Source organism: Clostridium sp. NSJ-145 (assembly GCF_021044725.1).
Classification (GTDB): Bacteria; Bacillota; Clostridia; order Clostridiales; family Clostridiaceae; genus Clostridium; species Clostridium disporicum_B.
In genome coordinates, this window is the sequence record NZ_JAJNOS010000001.1 from 337,399 (window position 1) to 354,177 (window position 16,779).

At 29.3% G+C, this 16,779-nt stretch carries 16 protein-coding genes; 1 reads left to right on the forward strand and 15 read right to left on the reverse strand.

The annotated features are described in order from the left end of the window. Positions 1-115: 115 nt before the first annotated feature. From LQE93_RS01745 to helD, 3 genes are all read right to left on the reverse strand, one after another. Positions 116-1,105 (reverse strand): calcium/sodium antiporter, encoded by a 990-nt coding sequence (locus LQE93_RS01745; RefSeq protein WP_186838983.1) that lies wholly within the window; start codon positions 1,103-1,105, stop codon positions 116-118. 271 nt (positions 1,106-1,376) lie between these two features. Beyond that, a complete protein-coding gene (locus LQE93_RS01750; protein WP_231071756.1) occupies positions 1,377-2,549 on the reverse strand; it encodes an FprA family A-type flavoprotein in 1,173 nt (390 codons plus the stop codon). Between the two features lie 139 nt (positions 2,550-2,688). Continuing rightward, positions 2,689-4,965 (reverse strand): RNA polymerase recycling motor HelD, encoded by a 2,277-nt coding sequence (helD, locus tag LQE93_RS01755; protein ID WP_231071758.1) that lies wholly within the window; start codon positions 4,963-4,965, stop codon positions 2,689-2,691. A 271-nt stretch (positions 4,966-5,236) separates the two neighbouring features. Between helD and LQE93_RS01760 the strand changes: the two genes are divergently transcribed. After that, positions 5,237-5,386, forward strand: a complete 150-nt coding sequence (locus LQE93_RS01760; RefSeq protein ID WP_172675771.1) for a hypothetical protein — start codon at positions 5,237-5,239, stop codon at positions 5,384-5,386. Between the two features lie 67 nt (positions 5,387-5,453). Here LQE93_RS01760 and LQE93_RS01765 read toward each other — a convergent pair whose 3' ends face one another. The 12 genes from LQE93_RS01765 to ahaH form a co-directional block, all read right to left on the reverse strand. After that, positions 5,454-5,960 (reverse strand): ECF transporter S component, encoded by a 507-nt coding sequence (locus LQE93_RS01765; RefSeq protein WP_055267349.1) that lies wholly within the window; start codon positions 5,958-5,960, stop codon positions 5,454-5,456. Between the two features lie 108 nt (positions 5,961-6,068). Then, positions 6,069-6,932: a homocysteine S-methyltransferase family protein gene (locus tag LQE93_RS01770; protein WP_231071760.1), complete on the reverse strand. Its 864-nt coding sequence runs from the start codon at positions 6,930-6,932 to the stop codon at positions 6,069-6,071. Between the two features lie 132 nt (positions 6,933-7,064). After that, the gene (locus tag LQE93_RS01775) at positions 7,065-8,018 is read right to left on the reverse strand and encodes an MraY family glycosyltransferase (RefSeq protein ID WP_231071762.1); all 954 of its coding nucleotides are present in this window, start codon (positions 8,016-8,018) and stop codon (positions 7,065-7,067) included. 137 nt (positions 8,019-8,155) lie between these two features. After that, positions 8,156-8,797, reverse strand: coding sequence for a V-type ATP synthase subunit D (locus LQE93_RS01780; RefSeq protein WP_055267343.1), 642 nt, complete (start codon positions 8,795-8,797; stop codon positions 8,156-8,158). Positions 8,798-8,800: 3 nt separating this feature from the next. Then, entirely contained in the window at positions 8,801-10,180 is a 1,380-nt protein-coding gene (locus LQE93_RS01785) for a V-type ATP synthase subunit B (RefSeq protein WP_055267342.1), read from the reverse strand. Continuing rightward, positions 10,173-11,948 carry a V-type ATP synthase subunit A gene (locus tag LQE93_RS01790; RefSeq protein ID WP_055267361.1) on the reverse strand — a complete coding sequence of 592 codons (1,776 nt, stop codon included), beginning with the start codon at positions 11,946-11,948 and terminating at the stop codon, positions 10,173-10,175. Before LQE93_RS01790 ends, LQE93_RS01785 begins: the two co-directional genes overlap by 8 nt. Positions 11,949-11,965: 17 nt before the next feature. Further along, on the reverse strand, positions 11,966-12,277 hold the full coding sequence (locus LQE93_RS01795; protein ID WP_055267360.1) for a V-type ATP synthase subunit F: 312 nt from the start codon (positions 12,275-12,277) through the stop codon (positions 11,966-11,968). After that, positions 12,270-13,271, reverse strand: a complete 1,002-nt coding sequence (locus LQE93_RS01800; RefSeq protein ID WP_055267340.1) for a V-type ATP synthase subunit C — start codon at positions 13,269-13,271, stop codon at positions 12,270-12,272. The genes LQE93_RS01795 and LQE93_RS01800 overlap by 8 nt, the downstream gene beginning before the upstream one ends. A gap of 11 nt (positions 13,272-13,282) precedes the next feature. Next, positions 13,283-13,882, reverse strand: a complete 600-nt coding sequence (locus LQE93_RS01805; RefSeq protein ID WP_055267338.1) for a V-type ATP synthase subunit E — start codon at positions 13,880-13,882, stop codon at positions 13,283-13,285. 18 nt (positions 13,883-13,900) lie between these two features. After that, a complete protein-coding gene (locus LQE93_RS01810; RefSeq protein ID WP_055267336.1) occupies positions 13,901-14,389 on the reverse strand; it encodes a V-type ATP synthase subunit K in 489 nt (162 codons plus the stop codon). A gap of 12 nt (positions 14,390-14,401) precedes the next feature. Further along, entirely contained in the window at positions 14,402-16,357 is a 1,956-nt protein-coding gene (locus LQE93_RS01815; protein ID WP_231071764.1) for a V-type ATP synthase subunit I, read from the reverse strand. Next, positions 16,344-16,670 carry an ATP synthase archaeal subunit H gene (gene ahaH / locus LQE93_RS01820; protein ID WP_055267332.1) on the reverse strand — a complete coding sequence of 109 codons (327 nt, stop codon included), beginning with the start codon at positions 16,668-16,670 and terminating at the stop codon, positions 16,344-16,346. The genes LQE93_RS01815 and ahaH overlap by 14 nt, the downstream gene beginning before the upstream one ends. Positions 16,671-16,779: the final 109 nt, after the last annotated feature.

The following is a 16,779-nucleotide window of genomic DNA, read 5'->3' on the forward strand; positions in this document are numbered from 1 at the left end:
TTTCTTATATTTTATTATGAGTTATTTATTAACTTTTAGTTAACAATTATAAAATTTAAAAATCTCTAAGTGATATGAATTACAAAAAATAATAATTCTATCACCTAGAGATTTATTAGTTTCTAAATATTATATAAACCATATATCCAATGTATAACGATACAAATAATATTCCTTCAAGTTTTCCTAATCTCTTTTCTTTGCCTTTATGTGCAAAAATTAAAATACCTATTAGTATAGTAACTAAAATTAAGAATATAAAATCAACTATTAAAGTTGATGATACTATCATTGGAGTAATTATTGAAGATGCACCTATTATTAATAAAATATTAAATATATTTGATCCCAATATATTTCCAAGTGCCATATCTTCTTCACCTTTTAAAGCTGCCATTGCTGATGTAACAAGTTCTGGAAGAGATGTTCCCATTGCTACTATAGTAAGTCCTACTAATTTATCGCTCATACCCAACGCTGTTGCAATACTTGAAGCTGAATCTACAACAATATTACCACCTATAACTATACATATAGCCCCTATAATTAACGAAATTATACTTTTAGGTATATTTATATGTTCTATTCCTTCATCTTCTATAGCCATTTCTGCTGCTACATCCTTAGATTTACCTACTTTTTGTCCCTTAACTGTCCAAATTAAAAATAGAATATATAATATACATCCTGACAATAATATAAATCCATCAAATCTAGAAATATAATTTTCTTTTCCAAGAAGTATTCCATTGAAAGTTAAAAGTAAAAATAATGTTGTAACTGCTATATTAATAAGAAAATCCTTCTTAATTGTAGACTTTTTTATTATAAGTGGCATTATTATCAAAGTTACTCCAAATACCATAAGTGTGTTAAATATATTTGATCCTAAAACATTACCTACTGCTATTTCATTGCTACCTTGAAGTGATGAAACAATACTTACTGCAAGTTCTGGAGCGCTCGTCCCTAATGATACTATAGTTAATCCAACTATTACTGATGGAATCCCTAACTTTTTAGATATTCCAGAAGCTCCATCTACAAAAATATCCGCACCTTTTATAAGTAGAAAAAATCCTATAATTAATAATATGTAGTTCATTTATTTTCCCCTTTTCTTTAAGTTCCTTTAATTATTTTACATTATATAAAGTAAAAATACAAATACACTAAACATATTATTACATACAATACCTTATGGTTATCATAATAAAATTATAAATACTTTTTTGCGTAAAAAATTAAGAGTTAAAAGTGAATTGGGTTGAAATAAACAGCTTTGCTATTTATAAGCTTGCAATTTTTAAATGTCACTTATACTGACTATCTTCACAAGCCATTAACCCTACACTTTTAACTCTTAACTTATTATATTATCTCATTAATTCTATAAATTCATCTAAATAATCTTCTGCTTCTTCATACTTTTCTTCTGATGGTACAAAGCAGAACTTATATCCTGGAGCTGTTTTTATCTTTAAGCTTTTAAGTCTTTCTGTAAGCATAGGAACTCCTTCACCACTCCATCCATAAGATCCAAAGGCCATTGCAACTTTATCTCTATTTGTAATAGCACTTACAAGTGATAATAAATCCCAAGCTGGTTTAACTGCATCTTTATTTATTGTTGGTGATCCTATTAGGAATCCTTTTGCTTTTGAAATTTTTTCTATAGATTCTTCTAAAGGAATAGTAGTTATCTCTGTAACATCAGCCTTAAACCCTTTATCTTCTAGTTTTTTCTTAAAGAAATTAGCCATCATCTCTGTATTATGATAAGCGGATATATAGAATATTTCAACTTTATTTTCGTCAACTTCTACCTCTTTACTCCATTCTCTATAAAGATTTAATATTTTATCTATTTCTCTAACATGTATTGGTCCATGACTTGGAGCTATCATATCAATTTTTAAATCTTTAATTTTTTCTAATCCTAAATTAACATACTTAGGGAATGGTCCCATTATACAATCATAATAATATTTCATTTCTGAAAAATATTCATCATTAAGCTCACATGTCATACTTCCTTCTGGACAGAAGTGAGAACCTGTAAAGTCACAAGTAAATAAAACATTCTTTTCTTTAACATAAGTAAACATAGTATCTGGCCAATGTAAGTTTGGAGCACTTATAAAGCTTAGTGTGTGATTTCCTAAATTAATTTCCTCATTAGCCTCTCTAGCGTTAAACTCACAATTTAAAATATCTTTTAAATATTTTAAAGTAGCTCTAGATCCAACAATTTTTACCTCTGGGTAATCTTTTATTAAATCTTTTAAAGCTCCACTATGGTCTAATTCTGTATGATGTACCACAACATAATCAATTTTCTTTTCACCAATTATACTTTTAATATTTTCTTTAAACTCGTTATAAAACCCATTTTTAACTATATCAAATATGGCTACTTTTTCATCATTAATTAAATAAGAGTTATAAGTAGTTCCTTTTTTCGTTTCCATAATTATATCAAATATTCTTAACTCAGGATCTTTTACACCAATCCAGTATATACTTTCTTTTAACTGCTCTACCGCCATTCATTCAACCTCCAAATTACTAATTTCTATTTTATATTTTACCAAATTATATTTCAATCTTAAACTATAATTTATAACTATTATAAGTCAAAAAGTTAGATTATTGACTATTTTACTCTGAATTAATAGTTGTTATTAATTAATACTCAATATTCCTACTTATTTCACCTTCAGCAATAACATACTGATAGTGTAATGCCCTCGTTAAAGCAACATAAAGTAATCTTTGATTTAATAAATTATCATTATAATTACTTTCTAATGGATTATAAATAATAGTTCCATCAAACTCTAACCCTTTTGTTAAATAGGATGGAATTATTACCACATCCTCTGGGGAATCTTTCTCATTTCCCTTTATAAGCTGTATTTTTCTATTACAATATTTCTTAATATTTTTTTCTAAAGCTTTAGCCTCCTCTAAGGTTCTCGTAATAATACCTATACTTCTTTTTCCTTTACCTTCTATCTCCTCTATTATCTGTTCTATAAACTTAGCAGATTCTTTTTTATCTTTAGACATTTTAATTATTGGTTTATCACCATGTCTTAATACAGGTTTAGCTGGAGTTAACCCTAAATTTTGAGCTTCTAATGCTTTCTGTGCAAAATCTATTATTTCCACAGTAGATCTATAACTTTGTGTTAAAGATATATACGTTGCATTACCATTGAATATTTTTTCCGTTATATCTTCCCATCTCTTAACACCTTTGTAATAGTAAATTCCTTGTGCTAAATCGCCTACTAAAGTTAAAGAGTTTCCTCTTGTTAAATTTGTTATTACTTCAATCTGTAATGGACTATAATCTTGTGCTTCATCTATTACTATATGTTTAAACTTCGATTTTTCTTCTATTCCTTCTAATAATATATGAATATATAAAAGTGCTGCTAAATCATCTTCGTCTACTATCCCCTTTTCAAAGTTCTCAACAACTTCCTCTTTCATATATTCTAAAAGTTGAAATGGTATTCTATTATCTACAGCTATATCAAATACAGCTTTATCTTTAAACATATCTAAATATATATCTTTAGAAGTTATACCCCTCCAGTTTTTAAAGTATTCATTCATTACCTTTTTAGAATCTTGTTTTATATAATTTTTAATACTATCTCGCTCATCGTATAGTTTTCTTAACTCACTTCTTCTCTCTTCACTATCTTCAGAATTAGATTTAACTTCTCTAATTTTTAAATCCCATTCTCTATCTACAGTTAACAATAAAGTTTGTATTTTTTCTTTTAACTTTAAATTAAGATATCTTTTAATTTCATCTTTACGCTTATTTATTGGATATACTTTTAAATCTTTTAAGTATAATCTAGTAATCTCCCTTTTAGAAAATAACGTGTATCCACTTATTACTATATCTTCTATTTCTAAAGAACTGCTATCTAGAAGTGCTATATATCTATCTATTATAGTTTTGAATATTAAATTCCCTTTTACCTTAGATGAGTTCACCATAAATTTTCTTAACGTTTCATCTTCAGTTTCAATAATATCCTTTAACTTATCATCTTTTGATCTTATTTTTCCTTTTAATTTTAGTTCTTTCACTACTAAATCTTGAAAAGTAGTTTGAGCAACATCTTTACTACCAAGACTAGGTAAAATCTCTGATATATAATCTAAGAATATTTTATTAGGTGCTAACACTAGTATATCTTTACCTTCCATTGACTCCCTATATCTATATAAAAGATATGCTAGTCTATGTAATGCTATAGTTGTTTTTCCAGATCCAGCTGATCCTTGCACTATAATAGGCAAATTTTTAGGCCATCTTATAATATCATTTTGCTCTTTTTGTATAGTTGCAACTACTTCTTTTAACTTTTTTCCTTTGCTTTCTTCAAGGTTTATCTTTAAAAATTCGTCTACTAAATCTACTCCTTCTTCCCCTGAAATAAATAATTCATTAATACCTTCATCAAAAATTCGTTCAATATCATCATTTTTGTAAAGAAATCTTCTTTTTAAAGATAATTCTCCTTCTATAACTCCTGATGGAGCTTTATAATACGCTTCTCCACCTGTCCCACTATAATATAAATCAGCAACTGGTGCTCTCCAGTCTACAACAATTTCCTCTCCATCCTTGCTAGATGATATTCCTTGTTTTCCTATATATATTTTTTCTAAAGCTCCTAGCTTTTCAGTAAAATCCACTCTTGCAAAATACGGAGTCTTTATAGCTTCTTCATAACTTTCTATATCCATCTTTAATACGTTATAAATTTTCTCTGTATTTTCTTTCTCCTGATCGTAATTTCCTTTTGCTGCTTTTGTTAAAGCTTTAAGTTTTGTTTCTATTTCCTGCTCATATTTAAGCTTTTCATTTATTTCATATAAAATTAATTCTTTTTTTTCTTTTAATACTTGCTTTGCACGACTTAAATCATCCATCTTTATCTTATCCCTCTCAACTAATTACTTATAGTAACAAATTAAAAACATAAATATTTAAATATAAATACTATTATTTCCTATAGCATTCATAAAGTTATCATATAAAACTATTGTAACTACAATTTGTTATGATTTACCATATACTTATTATTTTTAACATTTTATCTTAAAAATATAATCAAATAGTATATTTTCTTATATTAACAATAATATCATAAAATATATTTTCTTCAATTAATCATACTAAAAAATAGAGGATGGTGTTACTATGACAAAAAATAATTTAAAAAATACTTCGATTCCTATATCCCAAATTGGTAACTTTACTAAGCATGCAGTAGAAAGTTTTGAAGAAAACATAGTAAATCAACATAATTATTTAGAAAAAGTACATAATAATCTATCTAGTAAAAAATAAAATACTATTAAAGGCCCCCTATCATAATTTGACAGGAGGCCTTTAATTATTTAATCATCTATTTTTATTAATTAAATGCTGAATATAAATCTTTTCTTCTTGCTTTAGCCATTGCTTTACATAATACAAATGATATAGATGCATCCATAGCATGATGTATTATTGTACCTAATGCTACAACTACTAACATCTCGTATAAATTAAAACCAAATGGAATTACTATTAATGCTTCTAAAATACCATGTAGCGGAGCAGTAATAACCATAGCTTTTTTAAAATTCTTTTCTTTCTGAACAATTTTTGCTCCAATAAATCCTACAGGAGCATGCATTAATGCTCTTGCAGCAATATAAGGTGGCAATCCAGTAATAAAAAATCCTAATCCGGATCCTATTCCTACAACAATAGCAACTACCGGTGAAATAAGCATGGATAAAAACATAGGCACATGTGAACATAATGTTGCACTAAAAGGCCCTAAAACTATCTTTAAAAAACCAAATTGTACTGGAATTATTATTGCGAGTGCTACTAATAATCCTGCTAGAACCATTTTTTTAACTCTGTTATTCATTTTAAATCCCCCATCTAAAAACAAAATATTCATACCATATATACTGGTGTATATACACTAGTATATATGGTATTGTTGCTATTGTAAATAGATGATTAACATATTTTTCTATACTTTGCTTAACTCTTCTTTTATTCTTCTTATATATTCTGGAGTAGTACCACAACATCCTCCAACAATTTTTGCTCCCTCTTCAATACACTTTAATATTTCTTTTGAAAACTCATTTTCTGATATTTCTATAAATTCCTTTAGATTGTTCATATAACATCTTGTATTGGGTTGAATAATAATATTCTTTGTAGTTAACGTATTTATTTTCTTAACAATTTTGTGTATCCCATTTATCCCTGGAGAACAGTTAATTCCTACGGCATCTACTTCTAACTTATTCATATCTTCTATAGCTTTCTCAATAGTATTTCCATCAAAAAGCTTACAATCATTATCTAATGTAAATGTACAAAACACTGGTAAATTACTATAATCTTTAACCGCTTTTACTGCAGCTTTACATTCATCTAAACTAAGTATTGTCTCTATCAAAATTAAATCTACTCCACCTTTCGACGCAATAATTACCTGTTTTTTGAAAATTTCATAAGCTTCATCAAAAGTAAGTTTTCCTGTCGCATTTACTCCTACTCCTGTTGGTCCCATATCATAAGCTATTAATATATCTTCATTATCTCCTTTCACTTCTTTTGCTATCATAATACCTTTTCTTATTATTTCTTCTATAGAATATTTGCTATTTTTTAATCTAATATCATTTGCTCCAAATGTATTTGTTGTTATAACATTTGATCCTGCCTTTATATATTCTTTATGTATTTTCTTTATAGTATCCTCTTCAGTAAAGTTATATATTTCAGGATTATTATTTATATTTAATCCATACCTTTTAATCATAGTTCCCATTGCACCATCAAAAAGTAATATACCTTTATTCTTAATCTCTTTAAAATTCATTTTTACTCTCCAATCTATCTCATTACTTTTATATTACCATTTATAAATTTAATAATTCTTTATATAAATAAATAATCATAAAAAAACTCACAGATACTTTAAATATCTATGAGTTTATTCCGCAATATAATTTTAAAATTTAACTAACAAAATTATTATCGATATTATGCTAAATATTAAGCTTATTAGTGTTATTGACGTAACTACTTCAATTGTAGTTAATCCCTTTTCCTGCAATCTATAATGTATTTGACTTCTATCAGCTTGATAAACAGGCTTACCCTCTGAAAATCTCTTAAATATAACAAAAATATTATCAAAAATAGGAACGGCCAAAGCTAATATAGGTATTAATAAACTTAATATCGTTGCTTGCTTAAATGCTCCATCTAAAGCAATAATACTTAAAATAAATCCTAAAAAGTTAGCCCCTGAATCTCCCATAAATATTTTAGCAGGATATTTATTGTATAATAAAAATGCTAATACACATCCACCAGTTATAAGTGAAAATATCAATGATGGAGGTTGTGCAAGAACAATAGCAGTAGCTGCAAATGTCATTGCAGATATAAATGATAATCCTCCGGCTAAACCGTCCATACCATCAGACCAATTAATAACAGTTGTCACTCCAAATATCCAAGTAACAGTTAGTACATATTGTATAATTGTAGGTAATGCTATATATGTCTCTGTAAAAGGATTTGTAAATCCATTAAAGGATACTCCTGAAAAGAATACTATTGTAGCTGCAAGTAACTGTACTATAAGTCTTGGCATAATTGCAAATTCTTTTCCTACACTTTTATAATAATCATCAACAAGCCCTATTCCAACAATTAAAGTTGCTCCAATAAATATTCCATATTTTTCATCAAAGGGATGATTCCAAAAAGAAATAAAGTAAGTAATAAAGAATCCTATATACATAGCTATACCTCCACATAATGGAGTTTCTCCCCTATGTATTTTTCTCTTTGTCGGCTTATCTGTAAAATTATATTTAAATGACATTTTCATTAGCATAGGTGTAATAAAATACACTACAGAAAATGCAATAATCATCGCTAGTAAATATTTCATCAATAGTACTCCTTAATTAATTTAGTATATAACTTTTGTCAATCGTCTATTGTATATAAGAATTATACTATTGTTTTCTATCTTTAGCAATTACAAAAGTGTTACAATGGAAAAAGCTGTGTTTCCACAGCTTTTTATTATCCTCTTGATTGAATCATATCCTTAACCTTCATTAATCTAGTTAAGGCTCCTCTTTCATTTTCATCTAACTTCATTCTTATATATTTAATAGTTTCTTGAAGTTGAGGTATAGTCATATATTCAAGAGCATTAACTCTTCTTCTTGTCTTTTCAATTTCATCAGCCATAAGCTGAGTAGATTTTTCAACTTCTGCAAGTTCAAGTAATTTAGGTAATATTGTATATAACTTTGTTATGGCATCATCTAATTCACTTGAAGTATTTGCAAATCCATATGGGAATATACTTCCTTCATCATCTTGAAGTTGTCTACGGAAAGTCATTTCTGGAACATTAACACTCATTATATTCTTAGTTCCTACTTCAACAGATATACTTTCCTTAGGATAAGCTACTGCTTCCTCTAAGAATTCAGAGCTCATTACAGCACTTGCCATAACGAAATCTTTAAATGAACCTTCAAGTTCTTTTTCTACTGACTTTCTAAGTTCATTATTATATTTAACAAGATTAATAAATTGTCTCATTAGCTCATCTTGCTTATCCTTAAGAAGTTTGTGTCCTCTTGTAGCTGTAGTTAGTCTTTTCTTCAGCTTTGTGAGTTCCATTCTAGTAGGATTGACATTTAATCTTGCCATATTCTACTCTTCCTCTCTTAGCATATACTTTTCAAGATATTCATCTCTAATTCTCTTAAGCTCTGTCTTTGGAAGAATCTTAAGTAATTTCCATCCTAAGTTTAATGTTTCTTCTATTGTTCTATTAGTTTCAAATCCTTGAGAAACATATTCTTCTTCAAAAGCTTCAGCAAATTTAGCAAATTTCTTATCTGTATCTGATAAAGCTGATTCTCCTAAGATAGCAGATAATTCTTTTGCTTGCTTACCTTGCGCATAAGCTGAGAATAATTGATTCATTGTATCTGCATGGTCTTCTCTTGTTTTTCCTTTACCTATACCTTTATCTTTAAGTCTTGATAGTGAAGGTAATACATCTATTGGAGGCATTACACCTTTTTTGTATAACTCTTTTGTAAGAATTATTTGCCCCTCTGTAATATACCCAGTTAAGTCTGGAATTGGATGCGTCTTATCTTCTTCTGGCATTGTAAGTATTGGAATTTGAGTTATAGATCCTTTTCTACCTCTAATTCTTCCTGCTCTTTCATATAATGTAGAAAGGTCAGTATATAGATATCCTGGATATCCTCTTCTTCCTGGTACTTCTTTTCTTGCAGCTGATACTTCTCTTAAAGCTTCTGCATAGTTTGTTATATCAGTCATAATTACAAGAACGTGCATGTCTTTTTCATATGCTAAGAATTCAGCAGCTGTTAATGCCATTCTTGGAGTAGCTATTCTCTCGATAGCTGGGTCAGATGCTAAGTTCATAAATAGAACTGCATTATCTATTGCACCAGTCTTTTTAAATTCATCTACGAAGAATTGAGATTCTTCGAAAGTTATACCTATAGCTGCAAATACAACAGCAAAGTTAGAATCTGAATTTAAAACCTTCGCTTGTCTTGCTATTTGAGCAGCTAATTGCGCATGTGGAAGACCTGCTGCTGAGAACACTGGTAACTTTTGTCCTCTAACAAGAGTATTTAATCCATCTATAGCAGATATTCCTGTTTGAATAAATTCAGCTGGAAAATCTCTTGATACTGGATTTATAGCTTCACCATTTATATCTTTATAAGCTTCTGGAATAATCTTTGGTCCTTTATCTATAGGGTTACCCATACCATCGAATACTCTTCCTAACATATCTTCAGATACCCCTAGTTGAAGAGGCTTTCCTAAGAATTTTACTTTTGTACCCTTTAGGTTTATCCCTGAAGAACCTTCAAATAACTGAACCATAGCTCTAGATCCATTTACCTCAAGAACTTTACCTCTTCTTTTTTCGCCAGTTTGTATTTCAACTTCTACTAGCTCATCAAACTTTACACCACTAACTCCTTCAACAACCATCAAAGGCCCTACAACTTCGGTTACAGTTCTGTATTCTCTAAGCATTTAGAACCCCTCCTTCGCGTATCAAATCATCAATAGCAATCTTAAGCTCTTCTGCAATTTCATCTGTTCTATTTATATCATCTTCATGAATATACTTAGCTCTTGCTATTTTATCTCTTACTTCTAATTCTAAAATTTTATTTAAGTATACTCCAGCTTCAAGGGCTCTTTCCGCTTCTTTCTTAAATAATAAAACTAATTTTAACATTCTATATTGCTTTTCTAGTGAAGTATAAGTATCAATTTCATGGAAACTATTTTGTTGTAAATAGTCTTCTCTTATTGACTTAGCAACTTCTAACTTTAATCTATCTTTTTCAGATAAAGCATCTATACCTACTAATCTAACTATTTCATCAAGGCTAGCTTCTTCTTGTAATAAAGCCATAGCTTCCATTCTTAATTCTGACCAGTCTTCAGCAACTTCTTTATTAAAGTAAGCATCTATAGTATCTGCATATAAAGAATAAGATGATAACCAGTTTATTGCTGGGAAGTGTCTCTTATATGCTAATTGAGCATCTAATCCCCAGAATACCTTAACTATTCTTAAAGTTGATTGTGTAACTGGTTCTGAAAGGTCTCCACCTGGAGGTGATACTGCTCCTATTGCAGTTACTGATCCTTCTCTTCCATCTTTACCTAAGCAAATAACCTTACCAGCTCTTTCATAGTATTCAGCAAGTCTTGATCCTAAGTATGCAGGGTATCCTTCATCTCCTGGCATTTCTTCAAGTCTACCAGACATTTCTCTTAATGCTTCTGCCCATCTTGATGTTGAATCAGCCATTATTGATACTGAATATCCCATATCTCTAAAGTATTCAGCTATAGTTATACCTGTATATATTGAAGCTTCTCTAGCTGCAACTGGCATATTTGAAGTATTAGCTATAAGAACTGTTCTTTTCATTAAGCTTTCCCCAGTTTTAGGGTCAATAAGTTCTGGGAATTCATTAAGAACGTCTGTCATCTCATTTCCACGTTCTCCACATCCAACATAAACAACAATTTCAGCATCTCCCCATTTTGCAATTTGGTGTTGAGTAACTGTCTTACCTGCTCCGAAAGGCCCTGGTACTGCAGCTGCTCCACCCTTTGCTACAGGGAAGAATGTATCTATAACTCTTTGTCCTGTTGTCATTGGAACTGTTGGTTTTAATTTTGTTTCATATGGTCTACCTTTTCTTGCAGGCCATTTTTGCATCATAGTAAGTTCTTTATCCCCTTTTTCAGTTTCTAATACACAAACTGTATCAACAACTGTAAACTCACCTGATTTTATTTCTTTAACTTTACCACTTACTCCATATGGAACCATTATCTTATGTAATACAACTGTAGTTTCTTGAACTGTACCAATTATATCTCCTGCTGATACTTCATCTCCAATTTGAACAGTAGGTTTAAAGTCCCATACTCTTTCTCTGTTTAATGAATTAACTGAAATTCCCTTTGATAAGAAAGGTGAATTCGCAGCTTTTTCAAAAGCATCTAATGGTCTTTGAATTCCATCAAACATTGATTCAATAAGTCCTGGTCCTAACTCTAAGCTTAAAGGCTCTCCAGTTGTTACAACTGGGTCACCAGTACCTATACCTGTTGTTTCTTCGTAAACTTGGATAGATGCCTTATCTCCTCTCATCTCGATAATTTCTCCGATAAGACCTTTTTCTCCAACTTTAACCATATCATATATATTAGCTTCATCCATTCCTTCAGCTACAACTAAAGGACCTGAAACTTTAATTATCTTTCCAGTCTTCAACACTCTAACCTGCCTTCCTATAATATATTGACTCCTACAGCTTTCTCCACTGAATCACTTATTCTCTTTGAACCTATATTTAAAGTTCCTTGATTGCTTGGAATTAATATTACAGCAGGAAGTACTTGTTTATTATAACGCTCTATTGTTTCTTCTATTGTAACTGCAACTTGTTCTGTTATAAATATAACTGCGTAATCATTCATAGCCATCTTATCTACTGCTATTCTAGCTTCATCTGCATCAACAACTGGAAATACATCTATTCCTAATGCTTTAAAAGCTAAAACCGAGTCCTTATCTCCAACTACTCCAATTTTCTTATACATAACTATCACGCAGCCTTTCTCTTATTACTTCCTGAGAAATATTATTAAGCTTACCTACCATAATAATTCTAATAATTTTAATCTCTGTTTCTTTTGCATAGATATATGATAATATTCTATCTGGTCCAAAAGTAACTAATCTAGCACCCTTCATTAAATCCATAATATAATTATCACTTAATTTTTCTAAAAGACTTGCAGAGTTAGATTCCTTAAAGTTTTCTATTCCTTCTTTTATAATATCTGAGTATATTGTAGTGCTTAACTTAGTTATTATATTTTCAGGAGTTTCATTTATAATTGATATTAAAGTATCTTTATCAATAGCTCCACCAGAAATTAATACTTTTGATGCAAATTCTCTTCCTTGCCCTTGCTTCTTAAGTCTAATTAAAGTTCTAATATTAGTTAGATCGATTGTTGCCAAAACAAGTTTATCAGTAAATTTATAGTCTAATTTTTTCTTTATATCTTGCATTTCATCAAACATATATCTGTCTACAATAATATCGATTTTTTGTGGATCTTTATTTTCTTCAAAATCTTTTACAACTTCAATAACAGCTTTTTTAGTATATCCTTTTAAATCATCAAAGTTATCTAAATCAATTATACTTTTTAATTCCTTTAAATCTTCTATCCCTAAATCTATTAAAAGATTAGATAAATCCTTTGAAAGAAACTTTCCTTTTAGTAATACTTTTAAGTTATGATATCTATATTTTACGCTCATTAAATCTACTACGTCTTTAACTGGACAAAGTTCATACATTAATTCGTAAACTCTCTTTAATTCATAAGATAAAATATTTTCATAATCATTAACTCTTTTTGCTTTACTTAATATATTAGAATATTCCGTTTCATTAAGAATTTTTAAAGCTTCTTCTGCTGAAGGTGCTTCGATCATTCTTTCAATTTTAGTTCTATCAAGGAGTCTTGTTTCAAATACCCAAATTCTTGAAAGAGCTTGAGTAAACTGCATTACATCCATAGTTACCCTCCTTAACTAAATAACACCTTTGCAACTTCAAATTCTAATTCATCTCTTAATGAGCTTATTAAAGCTTCATATGTGTTATTAATTTCTATACCATTCTTTTCTAATATAAATCCACCTCTAAAACTTCCTTCTTTCTTAAGAAGTCTTATTTCACCCTTAAGTCCTTTATCTTTTAATTCAGCATTTAATGAATCCATAAATTCTAATCCAATCACCTTTAATCCCTCATGGTTTAAAACTAAGTTCTCATCACCTTCTATATCCATAGAGAGAATACTTCTTCTAATAAAGTTACTTAATTCGTCTGCAGATAACGTACATAATTTATTTAAAGCTTCATCAAAAACATCATCTATTACTGATTGTTTTTGAGCTAACTTATCATTTCTTACTTTTAATTTTGCTGAAGAAATTATTCTATCTTTTTTAGATTTTCCTTCTTGCTCAGCCTTAGATAATATTTCATCTTCTAAAGCTTTTGCACTATTAACTCTCTTAGAAATTATTTTATTCTTCTCATCCTCTGAAGCAGCTAAAATACTATCCCTTTCTACTTCAGCATCCTTTAGGATCTTAGAAGTAATATTCTTCACATCTGACATAGTTTTATATCTCCAATCCTAGAATGTTTTCATAACTAACATAAATGAAATAACGAATCCTAATAATGCATATGTTTCAACCATAGCTGATAATATAATACCTTTAGTATTATGTTCTGGTCTCTTAGCTAATATTTGAATACCAGCTGCTGCAACTCTACCTTGAGCTATAGCTGAGAAATATCCTGCTAAAGCAATTGGAAGACAAGCTCCAAAAATATATAATCCTTGAGAAAGTGTCATACCACTTGATAATTTAGTAAATGCTAGAAATCCAACAACGAAACCGTATAAACCTTGAGTACCTGGTAATAGTTCTAGAACTAATGCTTTACCAAACTTTTCTGGTTCTTCTGTTACAAGTCCTGTAGCTGCTTCCCCTACTAATCCAACACCTTTTGCTGATCCTATTCCTGATAATCCAACTGCTAAAGCAATACCTAAAGCTGCGAAGATTATTCCCCCACTATTTTCCATTAAAAATTGTATCCATGTCATATTATTCATTTTTTATTCCTCCTAATTATTCTTTAAATTAATATATCTTTCTGATGATTTAAATGGAGTAAATGGCTTTCCTCCACCTTCGTAGAATTTTGAAAAATATTCTACATATTGTAATCTTGCTGTATGAACATATGCTCCTAATAATCCCAATAATAAATTAAATATGTGAGCTAAAACAAAAATTATTGGACCTATTATTATAGCTACTATGCCTTGTGGTAATTGTGCAATAAGCATATTTAATGCTCCTGCAATACTTCCACCAGCTAAACCTAAAGCCATAAGTCTTGTATATGAAACTAAATCTGATACATACCCAGTAATTCCATATAATGCATATAGGCCTTGGCCAATTTGTGCTCCCTTAGTTTTCTCAGTTCTACCACCAGTTAAAACTATAATTACAGCACCAACTATTAATCCACCTATACTTATATATTTCATAATCGGTGGCCATTTTAGCATGATACTTCCTGCTAATAATCCTATTGATACTAACGTTATAATCCATGCTCCTACATCATAAAATGCATCTTTTTTCTTACCATCTTTTATAAGAACATATGCCTTTATACCAAGTCCAAAGAATATTTGAATTACTCCTAAAACTATTGACATTCCTAATATTGTATTAATATCTCTTGAAGGATCTATAAGCCCTGGTATTTTTACTGCATCTCCAAAGAACGAACCATAGATTAATCCAAAAAAGATAGTTGGAAAACTTAAATAGAAAAAGAATCTTGCAAAATCTTCATTTTTCTTTGTAAGTTTTATAAATTTCATTGCGCAAAATGCTACAACAAGCATTACAATTCCATATCCTGCATCTGCTACCATCATTCCAAAAAACACTAGATAAAAAGGTACAAGTAATGGTGTTGGGTCTACCTCATTATATTTTGGATAACTATACATTTCTGTAACAGATTCAAATGTTCTACTTAACTTATGATTACTAAGTTTTATAGGCACATCATCTATTTCTTCTTCTTTTACATCCTCAAAAGTTATATAATAATCATCTTTTAATTGTTCATTACATATTTCTTTTAATTTTTCGTTATCTTCAACAGGACACCACCCCTGAATTGTTATAGTGTTATTTGTCTTTAAGAAATTAGTAGATACAGTTTTTCTTCCTAACTTGTTAGAATAATAATCATATACTAACTTTAAGGTTTTATTTTCATCTTCTAAAGAAGATATCTCTTCTTTTACGAAGAATATTTCTGATTTTATCTCTTCAATTTCTGCTGTATAGTCCATAACTAATTTTTGTGGACTATCTTTATGTTCTGTTTTAAACGGGCTAAATCCATACCCTCTAATAGTACTTAATACTTCATCTTCTTTTTCTTTGTTTGCTATTACTAGTATGTTCGTACCATTTGAATTCCTTGATATAATCTCAACATATGAATCTTGTAACTCTTCAAGTAATTTTTCTTCATATTGTTTAGCAATACTACCTAAAAAGTAAGAAGTCTTTTTTAACTCTTCTAAAGCTTTGAATGGAATATCAAGTGGTTGCCATGGAGTTAATATGTCTATTTCACCTTGAAGCTTAACTATTTTATTTTCTAATGATGTTAGCTTCTCTTCCTCTTTCTTCACCTTAGTATAAATATCAAGCCAATTAGATGATTCTACCTTTTTATCTAATTCATCGATAGTTACATACTCTTTATCATCTTCAAGAGCCTTAATTCCTGACTTTTTAGGCATATAGCTATTTAAAAATTCAAGAGCGAATTTAGCTTTTGATAAATTTTCCTCTAGCTCTGCACTTTCTGGACTAATCTCATCTTTCGCAAGATCTTGTAACTCCTCATTTTTCTCCAAGATATTTTCATCTTGTAAATTTATGAATTCAACTTTTGAAAATTCCTGTAGTTTACGAAGAAGTTCTTCTTTATGAGATTTAAAAGTTAGCAAAGTGAATTTATTCATCTTAACTATTGCCATAACTCTTCACTATCCTCTCAACAACTATATTTACAGCATTTTCTTTAACATCATTAGCTACATTTTTAATAGCATAAACTTCCTTTTCACCTTTTTCTAATATAGGCTTAGCTTCAAAATTTCCTTCTTCAATAGCAAGATTTATTATCTCATCTGCTTTTGCTCTCGCTTCTTTTAGAATTTCATTATACTTAGAATCAGCTTCACTTTTAGCTTTTTGAATCATCTCTGCTGCATTTTTCTTTGCTTCATTGATCATCTCATCAGCTTTTTGTTCTGCATTCTTTATTTCCTTAATTGCTTCTAACGCCAAAATCTCACCACCTTTTATTAACTTCTAATGATATAAATATTAATACTTTATATAGTATTAATTACTTTTTATTATCTATAATTATACACTGTTTTCTTTATTAATCAAC